Raw genomic sequence first — 19,678 nt, 5'->3', positions numbered from 1 at the left:
TGAGCCGCCCGAATATGACAGCAAAGCCGTTTGCGGCCCGCGTCAATTCCCGCTAAGACGCCGCCGTCTTTACCTGATGCATGTCGCCAAAAATGCGCAGCGGTTTTGGGGCAACGACAGGCATGAAATCAAAAGCCAGGGAACCACGCCGATGACGGACATCGCCGCCACCGCCGAAATGCAGGCCGCCCTGCTGTCGCGGGCGCTGCCCTACATGCAGCGCTACGAGAACAAGACGGTGGTGGTGAAATATGGCGGCCACGCCATGGGCGACAGCGAACTCGGCAAAGCCTTCGCGCGCGACATCGCGCTGTTGAAACAGTCCGGCGTCAACCCGATCGTCGTCCATGGCGGCGGGCCGCAGATCGGCGCCATGCTCAACAAGATGGGCATTGAATCCAAATTCGAGGGCGGCCTGCGCGTCACCGACCAGAAGACGGTCGAGATCGTCGAGATGGTGCTGGCGGGCTCTATCAACAAGGAGATCGTCGCGCTCATCAACGCCGAGGGCGAATGGGCGATCGGCCTGTGCGGCAAGGACGGCAACATGGTGTTCGCCGAAAAGGCGCGCAAGACCATGATCGACCCGGACTCCAACATCGAGCGCGTGCTCGATCTCGGCTTCGTCGGCGAGCCGGTCGAGGTCGACCGCACGCTGCTCGACCTTCTGGCGCGCTCCGAGATGATCCCGGTGCTGGCACCTGTGGCGCCCGGCCGCGATGGTCACACCTACAACATCAATGCCGATACCTTCGCCGGCGCCATCGCCGGCGCCTGCAAGGCCTCGCGTCTTCTGTTCCTCACCGATGTGCCGGGCGTGCTCGACAAGGACAAGAAGCTGATCGACGAGCTGACGGTCGCCGAGGCCAAGGCGCTGATCAAGGACGGCACGGTGTCGGGCGGCATGATCCCGAAGGTCGAGACCTGCATTGAGGCGATCGAGCGCGGCGTCGAAGGCGTCGTCATCCTCAACGGCAAGACGCCGCATTCGGTGCTGCTTGAACTGTTCACCGAGCACGGCGCCGGCACGCTGATCGTGCCCTGATATTTGTGGGCTGTCGCGCCCGGCGCTAATCCGGCAGAGCGGCGACCGCCACGATCTCGATGACGAGATCGGGATGCGCAAGTGCGGCAACCCCGATTACCTCCGAGGGCGGCGGATTGTTGTAGCTGCAGTGCTTCGGGCAGTGCGCGGCGAAGAATTCGTCCATGACGTCCAGCCGGAAATTGGGGGAACTCAGAACGCCGCCGTCCGGAAATGGTCCTTTGATGTATTGGGTGATCTTGACGAGATGCTCGAGCGAGCTGCCAAGCTCCTCCAGGTCCGATTTGATGGTCGTCAAAATGGAGCGCCATTGCGTCGCCGCGTCCCCGACGGCGCCACCTTTGCCCGTCGACGGGTCGTAATTTTCGGCCGTGCCCGTATTGCCGGCGAGAAAGACATAGCCCCTGGCGCCGCTGACGACGGTGCCTTTTCCCCAAGGCATCAGCCGGCCCTCTTTCGTCTTTTTATGGGTGACAAGCTGCATCTCTTCCTCCTGCCGGACACCTCTGCTTCCAGGAAGTAGCGCGCAGCCTGATAACGGCCAGCGTGAAAAAGTCAGGCGCGGTGCGAATGCATGGCCGCGAGCACGGCAGGTTTCCATGCCGTCCGTTCGAACACCATCGATTGCTCTTCCGCGTCTGTGGCGCGCTCCGGAAATCGGCCATCTTTCATCCGGCCATCGCGCGTCAGAAATCCCCAGACTCGCGGACCAGAGCCGCCGTCCATCTCCGTATACCAGCGCATGGAGAACGAGCTTCATGGCGGGACCTCTTCATGGGTGATCCGCCCATGCTGGCCGGCGCCATCACCGCCGCAGATGTCCGAGCGGCACGTGGCCGGGTCCCTTGATGTTCTGCAGCACGAGCTGCGTGTGGACGTCGCGCACACCGTCGAGCCGCATCAGCCGGTGCATGACGAAGGCGTTGAGTTCGTCGACCGACGGCACCATGACATGCAGCAGGAAGTCGTGGTCGCCGGTCATCGTCCAGCAGGATGATACCTCGTCCATGCGCTGGACCGCGGCGATGAAACTCTCGGGCGAACCGTCGCTGTGGCTGACCAGCCGCACCTGGATGAACACCTCGACCGTCAGGCCGACGGCACGGCGGCTGAGCACGGCGGCAAAGCCCTTGATGATGCCGGCCTCCTGCAGCGCCTCGAAGCGCCGCGCGCAAGGTGTCGTCGACAGGCCGATCTCCTGCGCCAGTTCGGAGACCGGCTTGCGTCCGTCGCGCTGGAGGATATCGAGCATCTTGATCTCGAAATCGTCGAATTGAGGCATTTTCACTCCGCTATGGCATATTCCGAGTGGATGTTATCCAAAAATCCTCATTCCGGCCATCACCAAAACCGATTTGCCTCCGCAAGTCCGGTTAACTTCGGGCACATCCGGAATTCAAGATTGGCGAGGAGAAAACCATGACGACAATGAGCGTTGCCGAATATGCCCGCGACTGCGCGGCTCAAGGGTTGCGCGGCGACTACTCGGTCTGCCGTGCCGATTTCACCGTGGCGCAAGGCTATGACTACAGCGCCGAGGAACAGGCGGTCTGGCGCACACTGTGCGACCGCCAGACGAAACTGACGCGCAAGCTCGCCCACCATTCCTATCTCGACGGCGTCGACAAGCTCGGCCTGCTCGACCGCATCCCGGACTTCGACGAAGTCAGTGCCAAGTTGCGTAAGCTGACTGGCTGGGAGATCGTCGCCGTGCCAGGGCTCATCCCGGCCGCGCCCTTCTTCGACCATCTCGCCAGCCGCCGTTTCCCCGTCACCAACTGGCTGCGGACGCAGCAGGAGCTCGACTACATCGTCGAACCCGACATGTTCCATGATTTCTTCGGACATGTGCCTGTGCTGTCGCAGCCGGTCTTCGCCGACTTCATGCAGATGTATGGCCAGAAGGCCGGCGACATCATCGCGCTGGGCGGCGACGAAATGATCAGCCGGCTCTACTGGTACACGGCCGAATACGGCCTCATGCAGGAGAGTGGTCAGCCGCTGAAGGCCTTCGGCGCCGGCCTGATGTCATCCTTCACGGAGTTGCAGTTCGCGGTCGAAAGCAAGGATGCGCACCATGCGCCTTTCGACCTGGAAACGGTGATGCGCACGGGCTACGAAATCGACAAGTTCCAGCGCGTCTATTTCGTGCTGCCGTCCTTCGACGCGCTGCGCGACACATTCCAGACCGCCGATTTCGCGGCGATCGTCGCTCGCCGCATGGGCGAGCCCGCACTCGACCCGGCGACTGTGTAGCCGGATTTGGATGGGCAGGGGCGAGCGAAACCTCGCCCTTCCTACAGTGCGGCATAGATGTTGCGATTGAACTTCGTCTCCATCACCACATGCGATGCGGTTTTGACGATGCCGCTGATTTCATTCAGCGCATTCACTTCCCGGTTCAGCTTCTCGAGCGTCTCGGCCGCGACATGGATGATCAGGTCCCACTCGCCGGTTATGGCATAGACCGCCTGGATCGAAGGCATCGCCTTGATCTTCCTGGAGACGTCCGGGTAGCTCTTGTTGTTCAGGGCGGCGAAGGTGAAACAGTGGACGGAATTCTGTGCCGCCTCCTTGGTCAGCCGCACCGCGTAGCCTTCGATGACCCCGCCCGCCTCGAGCTTTTGTATGCGCTCCTGCAAGGCAGTCCGGGATACGCCGAGCTGACGCGCCAATGATGCGACCGGCTCACGCGCGTTCTTCTGCATCAGCGCGAGCAGCTGGCGATCTTTTTCGGTCAATTCCACAATCAATCCTCTCCTTCGATCCGCCCTGGAACCCGTCCAATCGCTCGGCGCGATCCTATCGGCTGAACCACCGCCGCGACAATCCTCAGGAACCGCCGGTGCAGGCTGCGCAAGGCGCAAATATCCGGCATTTTGCCGCCTCACGGCACGTAATGACTGCATGGCTGCCATTATCCGGCATTTCGCCGGGTGGAACCCTGCTTTTCGCGACCTGAGTGTCAACTGTCACAAACGCCAGTCCATGAGGGGGAACAGCTTCGGCTGCGATGGACGCAAATCGACACCGAGCCGCGTTGGACTTGCATCCGCAAGCCGAACGCCACGGTACGCCGCGGAGACGTCGCGGACGAGGCCGATCGAAACAACCACTGGTGCCCGACGCAGGTACCGTCATTTCAGCTGCATCCATAAGGGAGGATAACTTTGAAAAAACTGCTCGATTTCGCCATTCTTGCCGTCGCGACATTCGCGATCACGACGGCGGCCATGGCCGGAGAAACTTTGGATCGCGTCACGTCGAAGAAGGCGATGGTCGTCGCCACCAACGCCGCCTGGCCGCCGCAAAGCTTTCTCAATGACAGCAACGAGCTCGCCGGCTTCGACATCGATGTCTCGCGCGAGATCGGCAAACGGCTGGGGGTCGAGGTCTCGTTCGAGACGCCCGACTGGGCGACCCTGACCGGCGGCCGCTGGCAAGGGCGCTACGACCTCGGCGTCGGCTCGGTCACGCCGACCAAGGCCCGTTCCAAGGTGATCGATTTTGTCGGCATCTATTACTACAGCCCCTATGTCTACGTCGTGCACAAGGACAGCACCGCGAAGTCGGTCGCCGATCTCAACGGCAAGGTGATCGGCGTCGAGACGGCCACCACCTCGGAGGATTTCATCCGCCGCAAGCTTGAGATCGACGCGCCCGGCCTGCCTCCCGTCGAATACAAGCTGGAGCCCGGCGAGATCCGCACCTTCGCCGATTCCATGCTTCCCTTCGATGACCTGCGGCTTGGCGACGGCGTTCGCCTGAATGCCGTGATCGCGCCGGAGCAGACGGCGCAGAACGCCATCAAGAACGGCTATCCCGTGAAGATCCTCGAAGGGGAATATGCCTTCCGGGAACCGCTCGTGGTCATCGCCGAGAAGAACGATCCCGAGTGGACCGCAAAGGTTTCGGGCATCATCGCCGAGCTGAAGAAGGACGGCACGCTCGCCGCGCTGACCACGAAATGGTACGGCAAGGACTACAGCGCCAAATGACGTTGGATTGCCCGCCGGCCGCCGCTCGGCGACCGGCGGGCATCACGTGTCAGATGCCGGAGCGGTGCAGCGTTTGAAACAATCGCCACCCCTCTCTAAACCTTTGTTCTTGCGCAATTCCCCAGGGAAAAGCGCTACGCGCTTTTCCTGACGAGCGGGATGCAGTTGAAAGTCGCCGATGGCCTATCCGGACACCTACTACGCCCGCACCATGATCGACCGGAAGATCAGGCCCCCGCTCCGCGGCGAGGCGCACTGTGACGTGGCCGTCGTCGGCGGAGGACTGGCCGGCCTGACCACGGCGTTGCAGCTGTCGCGCTCCGGGCTGCGCGTCGCTGTGCTGGAGGCCCACGTCGTCGGTTTCGGCGCCTCCGGCCGCAATGGCGGCTTCGTGACGCCTGGCTTCGCCACCGGCGGCGACACCATTGCCGCGCGTGTCGGCAAGGAGGCCGCCCGGCAACTGCACCGGCTGTCGATCGAGGGCGTCGAATTCGTGCGTCACACCATCGAGGCGCTCGACATATCGGCCGCCATGCCGCGCGACGGGCTGGTCAGCGTCCTGCGCTACGACGATGGCGACGCGCTCAAGGCCTATGCCGACCAGACGGCGCGCGACCACGGATACCAGCTTCAATATCTGCGCAGAGAAGACGTCCGTTCGGTGCTGAAATCGGCTCGCTATTACCAGGGCCTGCGCGACCCGAAAGCCTTTCACATCCATCCGCTTAATTATCTGCGTTCCGTGGCCGATGAGATCGAGCGGCTTGGCGGCAGCATCCATGAGAGCTCCGAAGTCGTGCAATGCGATCTGTCGGGGCCGCAAAAGATGCTGCGCACGCGAGAGGGCACGCTTCGGGCACCGCGCGTCGTGCTGGCTACCGGCGGCTACACCGGCCCGGTATTCAGTCAGCTCCACCGCGCCTTCCTGCCCATCGCGACCTATGTGATGGTTTCCGAGCCGGCGCCGCGCCTGATCGCGCAAGCCGTTGCGACCACGGACGCGGTCGGCGACAACCGACGGGCCGGCGACTATTATCGGCTGGTCGATGGCGGCAATCGCCTTTTGTGGGGCGGGCGCATCACCACGCGCGCCGCTTCTGCCTACGCGCTGGCGCGCGAATTGCGCCGCGAGATGATCGGTACCTATCCGCAGCTTGCGGACCTCAAGACCGAACTGGCCTGGTCCGGATTGATGTCCTATGCCCGTCACCTGATGCCCCAGATCGGCGAATTGCAGCCGGGCGTCTGGTATTGCACGGCTTTCGGCGGCCATGGTCTCAACACCACGGCCATCGCCGGAAAAATCGTTGCGGAAGGCATTCTGGGCGTTTCGGACCGGTACCGGCAGTTCGCGCCATTCGGATTGAGCTGGGCCGGCGGCGCCGCCGGCCTGGCGGCCGCGCAGCTCACCTACTGGAAATTGCAGGCGCAGGACTGGTGGCGAGAACGTCATGCCGCCACGAAAGACAAGGTGACGGCATGATCGGCAGGCTGATGCTCTTCTATCCGGGGATCACCCGCCGCGCAGTGGGGGCGCTCGTGCTGGCGCTGTTGGCCGCCGGCCTTTACGCGATGGGCATCAAGTCAAGCTGGATCGGCTCGGTGATTCCAGTTGCATCCGGCTGGCTGCAGGCCAACCCTGCCCTGTCGCGCGCGCTTTCCGCAGTGCTGATCGCGCTCATTGTGCTGGTGAATTGCAAGCTGCTGCTGCTTTTGCCCCGGCGGCAGCAGATCGTCGGCGTCTGGATCGAACTGTTCGTGCTCCTGATGCTGTTCTTCTATTCCTTCGACCTGTCGCTTGCCTTCATCGCCAGGAAGATCGGCTTCCTGATCACCCAGGGCGTCACCACCACGCTCTACATTTCGGCGATCTCGATCCTGATCGCGACAGCCATCGCACTTGTCGGCGCCATCGCCAAACTGACCGGAAACGGCATTGTGTACGGGCTGGCCACTTTCTACACCTCGTTGTTCCGCGGCCTTCCTTTGCTGATGCAGATCTACATCATCTATCTCGGCCTGCCGCAGGTCGGTTACGTGATCGGCGCGGTGCCGGCCGGCATTCTGGCGTTGTCGCTGTGTTATGGCGCCTACATGACCGAGATCTTCCGCGCCGGCATCGAAAGCATTCCGCGCGGACAGAGCGAAGGCGCCACTGCGCTTGGACTGAGCCCCGGCCAGACCATGGCGCTGGTCATCCTGCCGCAGGCCATGCGCGTCATCATCCCGCCGACCGGCAACCAGTTCATCGCCATGCTGAAGGACTCGTCCCTGGTGTCGGTCGTCGGCGTCTGGGAGATCATGTATCTCGCCCGCACCATGGGCCAGACGGAGTTCCGCCATATCGAGATGCTGATCACCGCCTCGATGATCTACTGGATCCTGTCGATCACGCTGGAGTTCGGCCAGGCCTATCTCGAACGGCGTTTTGGCCGGTCGGAGCGGCGGGCGTAGGACAATTCCAGGAAAGCTGCGTCGCCGCCGTGCCGGTGCGCATCTCCACGGCTTTTAAGCCGCTCCGGCGGCCGCGCCATTATGTGACGCGGCTTTGTCGGGATGAGATGATTTAGTGGGGACTGCGGAACCCTCAGGCGGCTACCACCTTGCCGAGATGCTCGCCGAGCCGGCAGGCCAACGCCGTGATCGTCGTCGTCGGGTTGCATTGGCCCGAGGTGCAGAACACCGAGGAGCCGCCGACATAGAGATTGTCCATGCCGTGCACCTTGCAGTTGGCATCCACGACGCTTGTGGCGACATCGGTGCCCATGCGCGTGCCTCCCATGTGGTGGTGGCCGGCCGTCTCCTCGTCCGTCGGGTAGTCGCCGCCATTCGAAATCCAGTCGGCTATACGCACCCGGCCCAGGTTCTTCTGGGCTAGCGTCGTCCCGAAAAGCCTCAGCCCTTCGAGCAGCGTGCGGCGTTCCAGGTCCGATTTCTTCCAGTGCAGCTCGATGCGCGGCACGCCGGCGTGGTCGACCACGGTCTTCGACAGCTCGACCTGGTTCGAGGCCAGCGGCGCCTGCTCCCAGGCGACATAGAGCTGGGCCGCGCAGCGCAGGTTCTGGTTGAGTTTGCCCGATAGCCACTCCGCCATGTTGGGCGCCGTACAGGCGAGATTCGCGATCAGGTCCTTGACGCCGGGATAGGGCGTCTCGATCAGCCTGATGCCGAAATTCATGATCCGCAGCCGCTCCATCGCGGCCGGCATCGGCGAGAAGAAGGCCTCGTTCACCGCATCGACCTCGAATGCGCCATAGTCGGACAGGATGGCGTTGCCGCCCTGGAAGGTCGGGTGTTCCATCCAGTAGCGGCCAAGTGCCGTCGCGTTCGGCACGACGCCGCCATTGGAGCGCTGGTTCGACCATAAAAGCAGCCGCGAATTCTCCAGCCCCCCGGTACTGACGATAAAATAATCGGCGCTAAAGAAGCCGGCATCCTGCCCCTGCGACCACAGCCTGGCGCCGGTCACGCGTCTGCCGTCGCCGGCAAGCTCGGCGGCGCAGGTGTTGAGCACGACAGCGATGTTCCTGCTCTTGTCGAGCTCGTCGGCGTATTTTTCAGCGAAGCGCACCGCACCGCTCTTGATCAGCTGCACCCAGCGGATGTCGTCCGAGATCGGCGCGTCCGGCCGGAAATCCGGCAGTTCCAGGATTTCGCGCACTTCGCGCAGATAGGGTTCGATGTCGCTGCGCCGGATCGGCCAGCCCGTGTCCGGCACCCACGCCTTCGGCTCGAAATCCTGTTTGTCGAGCACGCGGCACCAGCCGGCCCAGTGGTTCGAGCTGCCGCCCATGAACCGCAGCCGGGTGATATCGAGATCGAAATAGAGATCGCCGACCGTGGTGCCGCGGTAGAAATCCTGCGAGGTGTCGCTGAACTCCCTGCCGCCGGCCTCCAGCACCACGACCGGTATGCCGGCGGCGCCGAGCTTTCTGGCGATCGTGGTGCCGGCCGGGCCGGAGCCGAGAACGCAGACCCTGGGCGTGAAATTCGCGGCGCGAAACGCCTCATAACTGTCGAAGATCATGCCAGGTCGCTCCGCTTCAGGATCCAGCCATTGACCTCGACGATCTCATCGGGGGCGGCTTCGGAAGAACCCGCATCGGGCAATTTGCGGAACAGCGACAGGGCAGGCACCGCGATCAGCGTCTGCATGATCATTCGGCGGGATATCTTCTTGATAAGGAAACTCATGACAGGTCTCTCGACGGGGTCTCTATCCAGGCATGTTCCCTGAACATCCAGGCATGTTCCCTGAACGGCACATGCTTCATCATCGAAGCCAGAAGCGTGCCAAAACTGGTTGCAAGCCGGAACAATGCGCAGCCGAGTGCAAACAGGGTTAGAGACTTCTTAACAAGCCGATATGCTGGATCAGCCCGTTCAGGCCGCCTCGGAGATGTCGGTGTCGAGGATCACCAGGTTGCGTCCCCGATGTTTGGCCTGGTAGAGGCGCCGGTCGGCGGCCCGCATCAGCTCCGACACGCTGGCGCTTTCGTCGCAGAGGGTTCCGCCGATGCTGACGGTCAGCGGAATGGTCCGCTCGTCCACGGGCCGGAAGCGGATCAGCTCGACCTCGCGGCGGATGTGCTCGGCGACGCGCTTGGCTTCCCGTTCCGTGGCTCCGACCAGCAATGCGCCGAACTCCTCGCCGCCGATGCGGCCGAGGACGTCGCCGTCCCGCACCCCGCGCTTGATTGCGCTGGCGATCAGGAGCAGCGCGTCGTCGCCGGTCAGATGGCCGAAGCTGTCATTGATCATCTTGAAATGGTCGGCATCGATGATCAGCAAGGCGCCGCGATCGGGCTTGTGCCGGGATCCGTTGAGCACGGCAAAGAAGCTTTCCCGGTTGAGCATGCCCGTCATGTCGTCGCGGCTGGCCTTTTCCGCCAGCCGGCGATGTGCTGCGGCAAGCTGGGCATGGGTGCGGGCAAGGTCGCGATGCGCCGACTTCAGCCTGTCGCTGTGCCAGAACGTGCTTGCGCAGGCCGCCCATGCAAGAACCAGCGGACACAATGTCGAGGTCAGCCAGATCATGCGGTTGACCGGGAATCCCATGGCGGGGACGATGATCAGGGTCAGAAGGAGCGAAACCGCGACGGAGACGAAAGCAATGGTGGCGGACTTCAGAATTATACTGCTCATCGCTGGCTCCCACTGGACCGCCTCTGTGCCAGCAAGCCCTGAAGGCCACCTTTCCAGGATGCCTAAAATTTGAACGGTGAGACTGTTCTGCCACTTTCGGCGCGTAGAAGTTGTGGATAAAGCCCCTTCAAGATCGTCCGTTTCGTGCCATAAGGGGCGCATGGCTACACACCCCGACCCCGCTCGCTTCGCCCATGTCACCGACTGGGTGTTCGACCTGGACAACACGCTCTATCCGCATCATTCGAATCTGTTCTCGCAGATCGACGTCAAGATGACCGCCTATGTCGGGGAACTGCTGTCGCTACCGCGCGAGGACGCGCGCAAGCTGCAAAAGGAACTTTATCGGGAGTATGGCACGACACTGAACGGGCTGATGACGCGTCATGGCATAGACCCCGACGATTTCCTCGAGAAGGTCCACGACATCGACTATTCCTGGCTGGTGCCGGATCCCGTCCTCGGCACCGCCATTCGCCAGCTTCCCGGCCGCAAGTTCATCTTCACCAACGGCGACCGCAGGCATGCCGAGCGCACTGCGCGCCAGCTTGGCATCCTTGATCATTTCGACGACATCTTCGATATCGTCGCCGCCGGGCTCAACCCCAAGCCGGCGCGCCAGACCTACGAGAAATTCGCCGAACTTCACGCCGTCACCGGCCACAATGCGGTGATGTTCGAGGATCTCGCGCGCAACCTGTCCGTGCCGAAGTCACTGGGCATGACGACGGTCCTGGTGGTGCCGCGCAATTTCGAGCCGACATTCTCCGAAATCTGGGAGCGCGATCCGGCGCAGGAAGATGATGTCGACTTCGTCACCGACGATTTGGCCGGGTTTCTGACGGAGATAGTCGTGGGGATAAGGCAGTAGGGCAGTAGGGCAGTAGGGCAGTAGGAAGATGAGGGGCGCTCTCAGCCCTTGATTCTAGATATACTGCCTTACTGCCCTACTCCCTTACTCCCCTAACTTATAGAACCGGCTGACGATGCCCCAGGCCTCGTCGGCGGTGTCGACGAAATCGATGATGTCCTGGTCGCCGGGACTGATCGTGCCTTGCTCGGCGAGGAAGTCGAGATCGATCGCCCGTCTCCAGAAGGATTTGCCGAACAGGATCACCGGTACGCGCTCCATGCGCCCGGTCTGGATCAGCGTCAGCGTCTCGAAGAATTCGTCCATCGTGCCGAAGCCGCCGGGAAACACCGCGACGGCCTTCGCGCGCATGACGAAATGCATCTTGCGGATGGCGAAATAGTGGAAGTTGAAACAGAGTTCCGGCGTCACATAGGCATTGGGCGCCTGCTCGTGCGGCAGAACGATGTTGAGGCCGATAGAGGGCGCGCCGACATCGTCGGCGCCGCGATTGCCCGCTTCCATCACGCCGGGCCCGCCGCCGGTCACCACGACATATTCGCGGTAGTATGAACTGGCCGATTGCTGCGAGCACAGGCGGGCGAATTTGCGCGCTTCCTCGTAATATTTGCTGTTTTCCTCGAGGTTTTTCTTCTGCGTCTCGTTTTTGGCCGCCCAGGCCTCGCCGCCGGGTTCAGGCAGCCGCGCGCCCCCGAACAGGACCACGGTCGAGCGGATACCGCGCTCGGCCAGGATCATCTCCGGCTTCAGGAGTTCGAGCTGCAGCCTGACCGCGCGCAGTTCGCGCCGCGTCATGAAGTCGGGATCGTTCCACGCCAGGCGGTAGGTCTCGGCGCGCGTCTGCGGCGTGTCCGGCACGCTCCTGGCCCGCTCCAGATCCTCGTCCGAATGCGGCAGCGGCGTCCAGCCCGCCTTTTCCATGGGTGTCATGTCAGGTCCGTCCATTTCATTCACTTGCGCCGTCCCATGGCGCAGTCGCGATTGACCCCTACTCTGCCTTCACATAGGGTCCGCGCGATTTTCAAAACAGGTTAAGGCTCAGCCCCTTAACAGCCTGGTAATGGAGCGAATTCATGTCGAAGCCGGATCTGGCGAGCCTCGAAAAGACCATCGACAAGGCCTTCGAGGAACGTGACGCGATTTCGACGGCGACCAGAGGCGAGACACGCGACGCCATCCAGTCGGCGCTCGATCTGCTCGACCGCGGCACCGCCCGCGTTGCCGAGCGCCAGGCCGATGGCCAGTGGCATGTCAACCAATGGCTGAAGAAAGCCGTCCTTTTGTCCTTCCGGCTGAACCCGATGGAGATCATCAAGGGCGGTCCCGGCCAGGCCGTGTGGTGGGACAAGGTGCCGTCGAAGTTCGACGGCTGGAGCGCCGTCGATTTCGAGAAGGCCGGTTTCCGCGCCGTGCCGTCGTCGATCGTGCGCCGCTCGGCCTATGTCGCGCCGGGCGCCGTGCTGATGCCGTCCTTCGTCAATGTCGGCGCCTATGTCGATTCGGGCACCATGGTCGATACCTGGGCTTCGGTGGGCTCCTGCGCCCAGATCGGCAAGAATGTGCACCTGTCGGGCGGCGTCGGCATCGGCGGCGTGCTGGAGCCGATGCAGGCCGGTCCCACCATCATCGAGGACAATTGCTTCATCGGCGCGCGCTCGGAAGTGGTCGAAGGCTGCATCGTGCGCGAGGGCTCTGTGCTCGGCATGGGCGTCTTCATTGGCCAATCGACCAAGATCGTCGACCGCGCCACCGGCGAGATTTTCTACGGCGAAGTGCCGCCGAATTCCGTCGTCGTAGCCGGTTCGCTGCCTGGCAAGCCGTTTCTGAACAATGAGCCGGGTCCAAGTCTCTATTGCGCGGTCATCGTCAAGCGGGTCGATGCCAGGACCCGGTCCAAAACGTCGATCAACGAATTGCTGCGCGATTGATCTTTTTGGAAAGCGGGCGCACCTTCCGCCGGCGCGACGATCGGTTGCGCCGGTTCAACATGGAGGGGTGACATGGACTGGAAGTATCTGCTGACGAGCTTCGACAGCCGCATCAATCGCGCCAAGTTCTGGGCCGGCATCGGTATATTCATCGTCATCGGTATTGTTGTCTTCATTCTCGATGCGATTCTCGGCACGCGCTTCACGACCGCAGGCGGCGGCAGGATCGGCATGCTCGTCGCGCTGGCGTCGATCTATTTCGCGATTGCTCTCTATGCAAAACGCTGGCACGACCGCGACAAGTCGGGCTGGTGGTCGCTGATCGGTCTCGGCGTTCTCGAAGGCGCCCAGGGTGTCAATCAATATGGACGGGACCCGCTTGCCTGACAGATCCAACCTTACTTGGCTTTTCTTCAAGACATCGGGCCGCGTCAGCCGCGCGGCCTATTTTCTTGGTGGGCTGCTCGTGGCCATCATCCAGGCCTTCCCGCTCTATCGTTTCACGCTGGTGCCGGAAGGCTCGCCCGAGAGCAACATGTGGTCGTTCGTCTTCTTCATCGCCTTCATCGCCTCGCTGTGGTCGAACATCGCACTGGCGGTGAAGCGGCTGCACGACCTCGACAAGCCCGGCATCGCGGCGTTGATCCTGTTCGTGCCGGTCGTCTCGATCGTCGCCTTCGTCGTGCTTTGCCTGTTTCCGGGCAAGCCCGGACCCAACCGCTATGGCAAGCGCACCAATGCACCGGCCGAACCCTGAGCGCCCATCATCGCGATACGCTACTGACGGTATGCATGAAAATGAAGGCCTGATCCGCGTCGCCTGAATTCATTCAGACGCGACGCGCTTCAGGCGCGGCGACCTGATCCGCGCTGAAACCGGGCGATCCGCGGCCGGCCGCTTCCGCTTCACGCACCAGGGCGATGATTCGTCGGACCGTTGGCGCCGGCGTGCCCGCTTCTTGCGCCAGGCGAAGAACGGCGCCTTGCAAATCGCCGATCTCCGTCGGCCGGCCGCGCTGCAGATCGTCCCACATGGAGGAACGCGCCTCCGGGTCGATGGCCAGCATCCGCCGCGCCAGCAGCCTGAACAGCCAATCGGGGAGGCGGAGCACTATCGGAAACAGCGCCGGCCGCAAGCCGGCGATCCGCGCCGGCTCGATGCCCAACGCCTTCATCGCCTGGAGCGCCTCGTCGATCTGTCTTGCCAGGATCAGCCGCCAGCGCCGGTCGGCAAGCTCGCTCGCCAGCGGCAGGCCCGAAAGCGCCACCAGCGCATTGTTCAAATTCATCAAAAGCTTGCCCCACAGCACGGCTTTCATGTCGGCATGGGCTTCAACCCGGAGCCCTTCGACGCCGAGAAGGCTGATCAGACCGGCATCGCTGTCCTCGATCATGACCTTGCCGTCGCTGGCGCGGTGGACACGAAGCGGCAATTCGCCGTCGGCCGATTGCACGACATTGAACGGCACCATGCCGGCCAGCACTGGTCGCCCGCCGACACCGGCGCGCAGCCTGTCGGCATTGTCGATGCCGTTCTGCAGGCTCACCACCACGGCGTCCGGCGGGGCGTGGGCGGCGATGAGCGCAGCCATTTCCCGCGTCGCGCCGCTCTTGACGGTGACCAGGATCACGTCCGCCTGCGGCAAGGCGGCGGCTGGATCCGTGGTGACGGCAAGCGCTTGCCGCTCGAGGCCCCGGTCGCGGCCCTCAAGGTCGCTGACCCGCAATCCGCCTTGCCGCAGAGCCGCCTCGATGCGCGGCCGGGCAAGCAGAATCACCTGGCGCCCGGCGAGCGCCAGGCAGCCGCCGGCATAGCAGCCGATGCTGCCGGCGCCGGCAATGACGATTCTCTTGTCCCCGTTTGCCATCCAGTCGCTCCGCACCGGGCCCACGACTATACGACATGAAAACCATAATGTCGGCGGTATCGCCGGTCATAGGACTGGCCCCTACGTCTGGCCGTGACAGGCCTTCAGCTTTCGACTATCGCTTTTGCCATGACGCTGCCGACCGATCCCGCCGCAAACCTCGCCGCCCTCATCCGTTGCGCCTCCGTGACGCCGGCCGAAGGCGGTGCGCTGACCGCGTTGCAGACGATGCTGGAACCGCTCGGCTTCCTCGTCGATCGCCCGATTTTTTCGGAAGACGGCACGCCCGATATCGAAAACCTTTATGCCAGGCGCTCAGGCAATGGCCCGCATCTGATGTTCGCCGGACACACCGACGTGGTGCCGGTCGGCGACGAAGCCGCCTGGACGCATCCGCCCTTCGGCGCCGAGATCGCCAATGGCGAGATGTATGGCCGGGGTGCGGTCGACATGAAGGGCGGCATCGCCTGTTTCATCGCCGCGATAGCGCGCCATGTCGAGACGAATGGCGGCCCGAAGGGCTCGGTCTCGCTGCTGATCACCGGCGACGAGGAAGGCCCGGCCATCAACGGTACCACGAAGCTGCTCGAATGGGCGGCTTCCAGGGGCGAGAAATGGGATGCATCGATCGTCGGCGAGCCGACCAACCCGGCTGCGCTCGGCGACATGATAAAAATCGGCCGGCGCGGCTCGCTGTCGGGCGACGTCATCGTCAATGGCCGCCAGGGCCATGTCGCTTATCCCTTGCTTGCCGACAATCCGGTACGCGGGCTGATGAGCCTGGTCGATGCTTTGCTGCATCCCGTCTTCGATGAGGGCACGAAGGATTTCCAGCCGACCAATCTGGAGGTGACATCCATCGACGTAGGCAACCCGGCCACCAACGTCATTCCAGCCAAGGCGACCGCCACCTTCAACATCCGCTTCAATGACAGCTGGACCGCCGAGACCATACAGGCCGAAATCCACAACCGTCTCGACCAGGCGGCGGGCCGCAGGAAATATCGGCCCGGCAAGGAGATGCCGGTCGACTACGAACTCGTCTGGCGCGACCGGCCGAGCCATGTCTTCCTGACCCGCGACGACAGGCTGATCGAGACGTTGAGCGGCTCGGTCAAGGCGGTGGTCGGCAGAGAACCGGCGCTATCCACCTCCGGCGGCACCTCGGATGCGCGCTTCATCAAGGACTATTGCCCGGTTGTCGAATTCGGCCTGGTCGGCAAGACCATGCACATGGTCGACGAGCGCGTCGCCCTTGCCGATCTCGAGACGCTGACGCAAATCTATCAGCGCTTCATCGAAGACTGGTTCGGACAGGACTGAGCAGCATGCTTTCGGCGGACGAGACCCAAGTTTCGCTGACCGGCGCCTGGCGACTGATGCTCGGCAGGGCCGATGGCCTGCGTCTGCTCGACCTGTCTGCCGATGGTTTCTGGAATTCCTTTTTCGCCATCGTCGTCGCGGCGCCGGCATTGATCGTCGGCTGGGTCGGCATCGCCAACGAGATCGGCGATCCCGATGCCTTCGCGGGCCGCTTCAGCATGCTGTTGCGGCTGGCGACAGTCGATATCGGTTCCTGGGTGCTGCCTCTGGTCGCACTCGCTCTGGTCGCGCCGCGCGCCGGCATCGGCGGCCGCTTCGTGCACTATGTCGTGGCCTCGAACTGGGCTTCTGCCATCACCGCCTGGCTGATGCTGCCGTCCGCGCTGATCAGGCTTTTCCTGACCTCGGCGAGCCAGATCTCCAGCCTTGTGTCGCTGCTGTTGTTCGCGCTGTCGATGGTGCTGACCTGGCGCATGACCAACGCGACCATCGGCAGGGGGGCCGCAATCGGGACCGCTGTCTTCGTTGGCATGTTCATCGCTTCGCTGATCGTGCTGTTCGGGCTGCAGGCGCTGCTTGGCATCACGGTTCCGGACACCGGAGCTCAGAGCCTTTCGGGACTCTATCCGGGATAATCGACGCCGATCAGAAAAAGCCCGTCGGGCGGCGCCACCTGGCCGCAGGCGGCGCGGTCGTGCGCCTCGAGCGCCGCCTTGAGATCGCCGGCCGTCCATGCGCCTTCGCCGACGCGCTTGAGCGAGCCGACCATCGAGCGCACCTGGTTGTGCAGGAAGGAACGCGCCGAGGCTCTGACTTCGATCATGTCGCCCGAACGGCTGACGTCAAGACGGTCGAGCGTGCGCACCGGGCTCTCGGCCTGGCATTGCGTGGAACGGAAGGTGGTGAAATCATGCCGCCCGAGCAGCACTTTGGCTGCTTCGTGCATGGCAGCGGCGTCAAGCTGCTTCGGCACCCACCATACCTTGCCCTTTTCCAGCGCCGAGGGCGCGCGCCGGTTGAGGATGCGGTAGAGATAGTGACGGCCGATAGCCGAGAAGCGGGCATCGAAGCCGTCGACGACGGTCGTTGCTTTCAAGATCGCGATGCGGTTGCCGGCGGCCTGCAGATGCGCGTTGACGGCGTCGCGCACCTTGTCGTCCGGCCAGGCCTTGGCCAGGTCGACATGCGCCACCTGGGCCGTCGCATGCACGCCCGCATCGGTGCGGCCGGCAGCGCGCAAGCGGACCTGCTGGCCGCAGAATTTTTCGATCGCCTGCTCGATCGCCTGCTGCACCGAAGGCTGGTCCGCCTGGTGCTGCCAGCCGGCAAACAAGCTGCCGTCATATTCGATGTCGAGGCGAAAACGCGGCATGCCGGGCGGCTATACGCACTCGCCTAGGCGGCGAGTGCGGTGAAGGCCGAGGCGTAGACCAGCCGGCCGGTTTCGGGAGCGTCGCCCCAGGCCAGCGCCTGCAGCGCCTCGCCCTGGTACTCGCTCTCGAATCCTTCGGCGCGCGCGTGGCTGTAGCCGAAACGGCCGTAGTAGGTGGGGTCGCCCAGCACCACGGCCAGCATCTCGCCGGCGTCGCGCAGGCGGATGTGAGCCTCGCGGATCAGCGCGCCGCCAATGCCGGTGCCGTGAAAGGAGGGCTCCACCGCCAGCGGCGCCAGTGCCACCGCCGGGAAATCCTTGCCGCCGGTGCGGGCGAAAAGCCGCGAAAACAGGATGTGGCCAACCACTTGCCCGTCTTCTTCCGCCACCAGTTCGACAACGGCGTCGCCGCCGGAAACCAGCGCGTCAACCAGCCCGGCCTCCGCCTGCTGGCCGAAAGCGTGTTCCTCGACGAGGCGGATGGCCTCGCGATCCCGCGGCGTCGCCGCGCGTATCGACATCATGCTCATGACAATTTCATTCCTTTTTCGATCTTGGTCCCGCGCAGGAATTCTTGCGCGGCGGCGGGCCTTCCGCCCGCCCGTTGAACTTCGACCAGCCGGATCGCGCCCGCTCCGCAGGCGACCGTCAGGCGGTCGTCGAGAATTCCTCCCGGTTCGCCCATGCCTTGCGCAAGCGTCGAGCGAAGCAGTTTCAGCCGTTCCACCCGGCCACCAATTTCAACCTCGCACCAGGCGCCGGGGAAGGGCGACAGGCCGCGAATGTTATTGTGGACTTCGGCCGCGGGTCGCGTCCAATCCACGTGCGTATCGGATTTATCGATCTTTTTGGCGTAGGTCACCCCCTCAACCGCTTGGGCGGTGAACGCCAGGCTATTCCTTTCCAGCCGCGCCAGCGCTTCCACGATCAGTGCGGCGCTGACGCTCATCAATCGATCATGCAGATCGCCGGCGGTCATATCGGGTTCGATGACGCATTTTTCAACCAGCCCCACCGGGCCGGTGTCGAGGCCTTCTTCCATGCGCATGACCATCATACCGGTTTCGCTGTCGCCCGCCATAATCGCCCGTTGGATGGGCGCCGCACCGCGCCACCGCGGCAACAGCGAGGCATGGCCGTTGATGCAGCCCAGTCGCGGCGCCTCAAGCACCGCCCTGGGCAGCAGCAGGCCGTAAGCCACGACCACGCCGATATCGGCTTGCAGCGCGCGAAAAGCTGCCTGTTCGGCCTCGCCCTTGAGCGACGTCGGCGTGCGCGTCTCGATGCCCAGCCGTTCCGCCTCGCGCTGTACCGGCGACGGCGTCAGCTCAAGGCCGCGCCGGCCGGCGGCTCGCGGCGGCTGCGTGTAGACGGCCGCGACCTCATGTCCGGCATCGGCAATTGCGCGCAATGTCGGCACCGAAAACTCCGGCGTCCCCATGAAAATGACGCGAAGGGGCATTGTCCCCTATCCCACCAGCTTGCCCGGAGCCTTGTCCTTGGCTAGCTTCTTGAACTTCTTCACCACCATGTCGCGCTTCAGCTTCGAAATGTGGTCGATGAACAGCACGCCGTTGAGATGGTCGATCTCATGCTGCAGGCAGGTTGCCATCAGCCCCTCGGCCTCCATTTCCTGCAGCTTGCCATCGCGGTCGAGATACTTGACCCGCACGGAAGCCGGGCGTTCGACCTCGGCATAATAGTCGGGAATCGACAGGCAACCTTCCTCGTAGACGGAGCGCTGGTCGGCGCTTTCCAGGATTTCGGGATTGATGAAGACATGCGGCGCCGGCGTCTCGTCCTCCTTGGCGAGGTCGATCACCAGCATGCGCAGCGGCTCGCCGATCTGGATCGCGGCCAGCCCGATGCCGGGCGCGTCATACATGGTCGCCAGCATGTCGTCGGCCAGTTTGCGCAAGGGCGCGTCGACGCGCTCCACCGGCTTGGAAACCTGGCGCAGGATGGGGTCGGGAAGGATGATGAGCGGCTTGATCGGCATGGCGTCTCACCTAAGACCTTGAATAAAGGGCGTCAACCGGTACGCCGGGGGATGTCGTAAGCACATGAGTTGTCCGGATTAGGTAGCACGTGAGTTGTCCGGTTTTATCGCCAGCGGATGGAGGCTGGG

At 63.4% G+C, this 19,678-nt stretch carries 23 protein-coding genes; 11 read left to right on the top strand and 12 right to left on the bottom strand.

The window, feature by feature from the left end; all coding sequences use genetic code 11:
• Nucleotides 1–151: 151 nt before the first annotated feature.
• Complete coding sequence (gene argB, locus LB547_RS15715) at nt 152–1,045, top strand: acetylglutamate kinase (RefSeq protein WP_140491474.1); 894 nt, start codon at nt 152–154, stop codon at nt 1,043–1,045.
• A gap of 25 nt (nt 1,046–1,070) precedes the next feature.
• Here the strand turns inward: argB and LB547_RS15710 are convergent, their stop codons facing one another.
• Both LB547_RS15710 and LB547_RS15705 read right to left on the bottom strand, forming a co-directional pair.
• Nucleotides 1,071–1,529 (bottom strand): RidA family protein, encoded by a 459-nt coding sequence (locus LB547_RS15710; RefSeq protein WP_140524234.1) that lies wholly within the window; start codon nt 1,527–1,529, stop codon nt 1,071–1,073.
• A gap of 321 nt (nt 1,530–1,850) precedes the next feature.
• Nucleotides 1,851–2,327, bottom strand: a complete 477-nt coding sequence (locus LB547_RS15705) for an Lrp/AsnC family transcriptional regulator (RefSeq protein ID WP_140491470.1) — start codon at nt 2,325–2,327, stop codon at nt 1,851–1,853.
• A 137-nt stretch (nt 2,328–2,464) separates the two neighbouring features.
• On the opposite strand from LB547_RS15705, the gene phhA reads away from it, so the two are divergent.
• Nucleotides 2,465–3,301, top strand: coding sequence for a phenylalanine 4-monooxygenase (gene phhA, locus LB547_RS15700; protein ID WP_140514307.1), 837 nt, complete (start codon nt 2,465–2,467; stop codon nt 3,299–3,301).
• A gap of 41 nt (nt 3,302–3,342) precedes the next feature.
• Here phhA and LB547_RS15695 read toward each other — a convergent pair whose 3' ends face one another.
• Nucleotides 3,343–3,963: an Lrp/AsnC family transcriptional regulator gene (locus tag LB547_RS15695; protein WP_224519054.1), complete on the bottom strand. Its 621-nt coding sequence runs from the start codon at nt 3,961–3,963 to the stop codon at nt 3,343–3,345.
• A 315-nt stretch (nt 3,964–4,278) separates the two neighbouring features.
• Between LB547_RS15695 and LB547_RS15690 the strand changes: the two genes are divergently transcribed.
• From LB547_RS15690 to LB547_RS15680, 3 genes are all read left to right on the top strand, one after another.
• Nucleotides 4,279–5,043 (top strand): transporter substrate-binding domain-containing protein, encoded by a 765-nt coding sequence (locus LB547_RS15690; RefSeq protein WP_224519058.1) that lies wholly within the window; start codon nt 4,279–4,281, stop codon nt 5,041–5,043.
• Nucleotides 5,044–5,221: 178 nt separating this feature from the next.
• The gene (locus LB547_RS15685; protein WP_140559071.1) at nt 5,222–6,526 is read left to right on the top strand and encodes an NAD(P)/FAD-dependent oxidoreductase; all 1,305 of its coding nucleotides are present in this window, start codon (nt 5,222–5,224) and stop codon (nt 6,524–6,526) included.
• The gene (locus LB547_RS15680; protein WP_140559070.1) at nt 6,523–7,497 is read left to right on the top strand and encodes an amino acid ABC transporter permease; all 975 of its coding nucleotides are present in this window, start codon (nt 6,523–6,525) and stop codon (nt 7,495–7,497) included. The genes LB547_RS15685 and LB547_RS15680 overlap by 4 nt, the downstream gene beginning before the upstream one ends.
• Before the next feature lie 133 nt (nt 7,498–7,630).
• Here the strand turns inward: LB547_RS15680 and LB547_RS15675 are convergent, their stop codons facing one another.
• From LB547_RS15675 to LB547_RS15665, 3 genes are all read right to left on the bottom strand, one after another.
• Complete coding sequence (locus LB547_RS15675) at nt 7,631–9,070, bottom strand: GMC oxidoreductase (RefSeq protein WP_140762975.1); 1,440 nt, start codon at nt 9,068–9,070, stop codon at nt 7,631–7,633.
• Nucleotides 9,067–9,237 carry a hypothetical protein gene (locus LB547_RS15670; protein WP_181165184.1) on the bottom strand — a complete coding sequence of 57 codons (171 nt, stop codon included), beginning with the start codon at nt 9,235–9,237 and terminating at the stop codon, nt 9,067–9,069. Before LB547_RS15670 ends, LB547_RS15675 begins: the two co-directional genes overlap by 4 nt.
• Nucleotides 9,238–9,426: 189 nt before the next feature.
• Entirely contained in the window at nt 9,427–10,188 is a 762-nt protein-coding gene (locus LB547_RS15665) for a GGDEF domain-containing protein (protein ID WP_140491457.1), read from the bottom strand.
• A gap of 160 nt (nt 10,189–10,348) precedes the next feature.
• On the opposite strand from LB547_RS15665, the gene LB547_RS15660 reads away from it, so the two are divergent.
• Entirely contained in the window at nt 10,349–11,059 is a 711-nt protein-coding gene (locus LB547_RS15660) for a pyrimidine 5'-nucleotidase (protein ID WP_140491455.1), read from the top strand.
• 84 nt (nt 11,060–11,143) lie between these two features.
• On the opposite strand, the gene LB547_RS15655 is transcribed toward LB547_RS15660, so the two are convergent.
• The gene (locus LB547_RS15655) at nt 11,144–11,989 is read right to left on the bottom strand and encodes an LOG family protein (RefSeq protein WP_140762972.1); all 846 of its coding nucleotides are present in this window, start codon (nt 11,987–11,989) and stop codon (nt 11,144–11,146) included.
• A 143-nt stretch (nt 11,990–12,132) separates the two neighbouring features.
• Here LB547_RS15655 and dapD point away from each other — a divergent pair, with 143 nt between their 5' ends.
• The 3 genes from dapD to LB547_RS15640 all read left to right on the top strand — a co-directional run bounded on the left by dapD (nt 12,133) and on the right by LB547_RS15640 (nt 13,744).
• On the top strand, nt 12,133–12,987 hold the full coding sequence (gene dapD / locus LB547_RS15650; RefSeq protein WP_140762969.1) for a 2,3,4,5-tetrahydropyridine-2,6-dicarboxylate N-succinyltransferase: 855 nt from the start codon (nt 12,133–12,135) through the stop codon (nt 12,985–12,987).
• Nucleotides 12,988–13,059: 72 nt separating this feature from the next.
• A complete protein-coding gene (locus LB547_RS15645; RefSeq protein ID WP_140762966.1) occupies nt 13,060–13,374 on the top strand; it encodes a DUF805 domain-containing protein in 315 nt (104 codons plus the stop codon).
• Nucleotides 13,367–13,744 (top strand): DUF805 domain-containing protein, encoded by a 378-nt coding sequence (locus LB547_RS15640; RefSeq protein WP_224646216.1) that lies wholly within the window; start codon nt 13,367–13,369, stop codon nt 13,742–13,744. Before LB547_RS15645 ends, LB547_RS15640 begins: the two co-directional genes overlap by 8 nt.
• 73 nt (nt 13,745–13,817) lie before the next feature.
• Here the strand turns inward: LB547_RS15640 and LB547_RS15635 are convergent, their stop codons facing one another.
• The gene (locus tag LB547_RS15635) at nt 13,818–14,855 is read right to left on the bottom strand and encodes a 2-dehydropantoate 2-reductase (RefSeq protein WP_140762963.1); all 1,038 of its coding nucleotides are present in this window, start codon (nt 14,853–14,855) and stop codon (nt 13,818–13,820) included.
• Between the two features lie 129 nt (nt 14,856–14,984).
• Here LB547_RS15635 and dapE point away from each other — a divergent pair, with 129 nt between their 5' ends.
• Entirely contained in the window at nt 14,985–16,178 is a 1,194-nt protein-coding gene (gene dapE, locus LB547_RS15630) for a succinyl-diaminopimelate desuccinylase (RefSeq protein ID WP_140559065.1), read from the top strand.
• 5 nt (nt 16,179–16,183) lie between these two features.
• On the top strand, nt 16,184–16,813 hold the full coding sequence (locus LB547_RS15625) for a transporter (RefSeq protein ID WP_140514320.1): 630 nt from the start codon (nt 16,184–16,186) through the stop codon (nt 16,811–16,813).
• On the opposite strand, the gene truA is transcribed toward LB547_RS15625, so the two are convergent.
• The 4 genes from truA to def are packed head-to-tail and all read right to left on the bottom strand — an operon-like array spanning nt 16,801 to nt 19,549.
• Nucleotides 16,801–17,550 (bottom strand): tRNA pseudouridine(38-40) synthase TruA, encoded by a 750-nt coding sequence (gene truA / locus LB547_RS15620; protein ID WP_140524228.1) that lies wholly within the window; start codon nt 17,548–17,550, stop codon nt 16,801–16,803. The two genes, LB547_RS15625 and truA, sit on opposite strands and share 13 nt — an antisense overlap.
• A gap of 23 nt (nt 17,551–17,573) precedes the next feature.
• Nucleotides 17,574–18,080 carry a GNAT family N-acetyltransferase gene (locus LB547_RS15615; protein WP_140514323.1) on the bottom strand — a complete coding sequence of 169 codons (507 nt, stop codon included), beginning with the start codon at nt 18,078–18,080 and terminating at the stop codon, nt 17,574–17,576.
• Nucleotides 18,077–19,012: a methionyl-tRNA formyltransferase gene (fmt, locus tag LB547_RS15610; protein ID WP_140514325.1), complete on the bottom strand. Its 936-nt coding sequence runs from the start codon at nt 19,010–19,012 to the stop codon at nt 18,077–18,079. Before fmt ends, LB547_RS15615 begins: the two co-directional genes overlap by 4 nt.
• A 6-nt stretch (nt 19,013–19,018) precedes the next feature.
• Nucleotides 19,019–19,549, bottom strand: coding sequence for a peptide deformylase (gene def, locus LB547_RS15605; RefSeq protein WP_056573548.1), 531 nt, complete (start codon nt 19,547–19,549; stop codon nt 19,019–19,021).
• Nucleotides 19,550–19,678: the final 129 nt, after the last annotated feature.

The organism is Mesorhizobium sp. B264B1B, assembly GCF_020165765.1.
Classification (GTDB): Bacteria; Pseudomonadota; Alphaproteobacteria; order Rhizobiales; family Rhizobiaceae; genus Mesorhizobium.
Note: the sequence above shows the minus strand (reverse complement) of the source record. Positions and strands in the feature narration are given on the sequence as shown.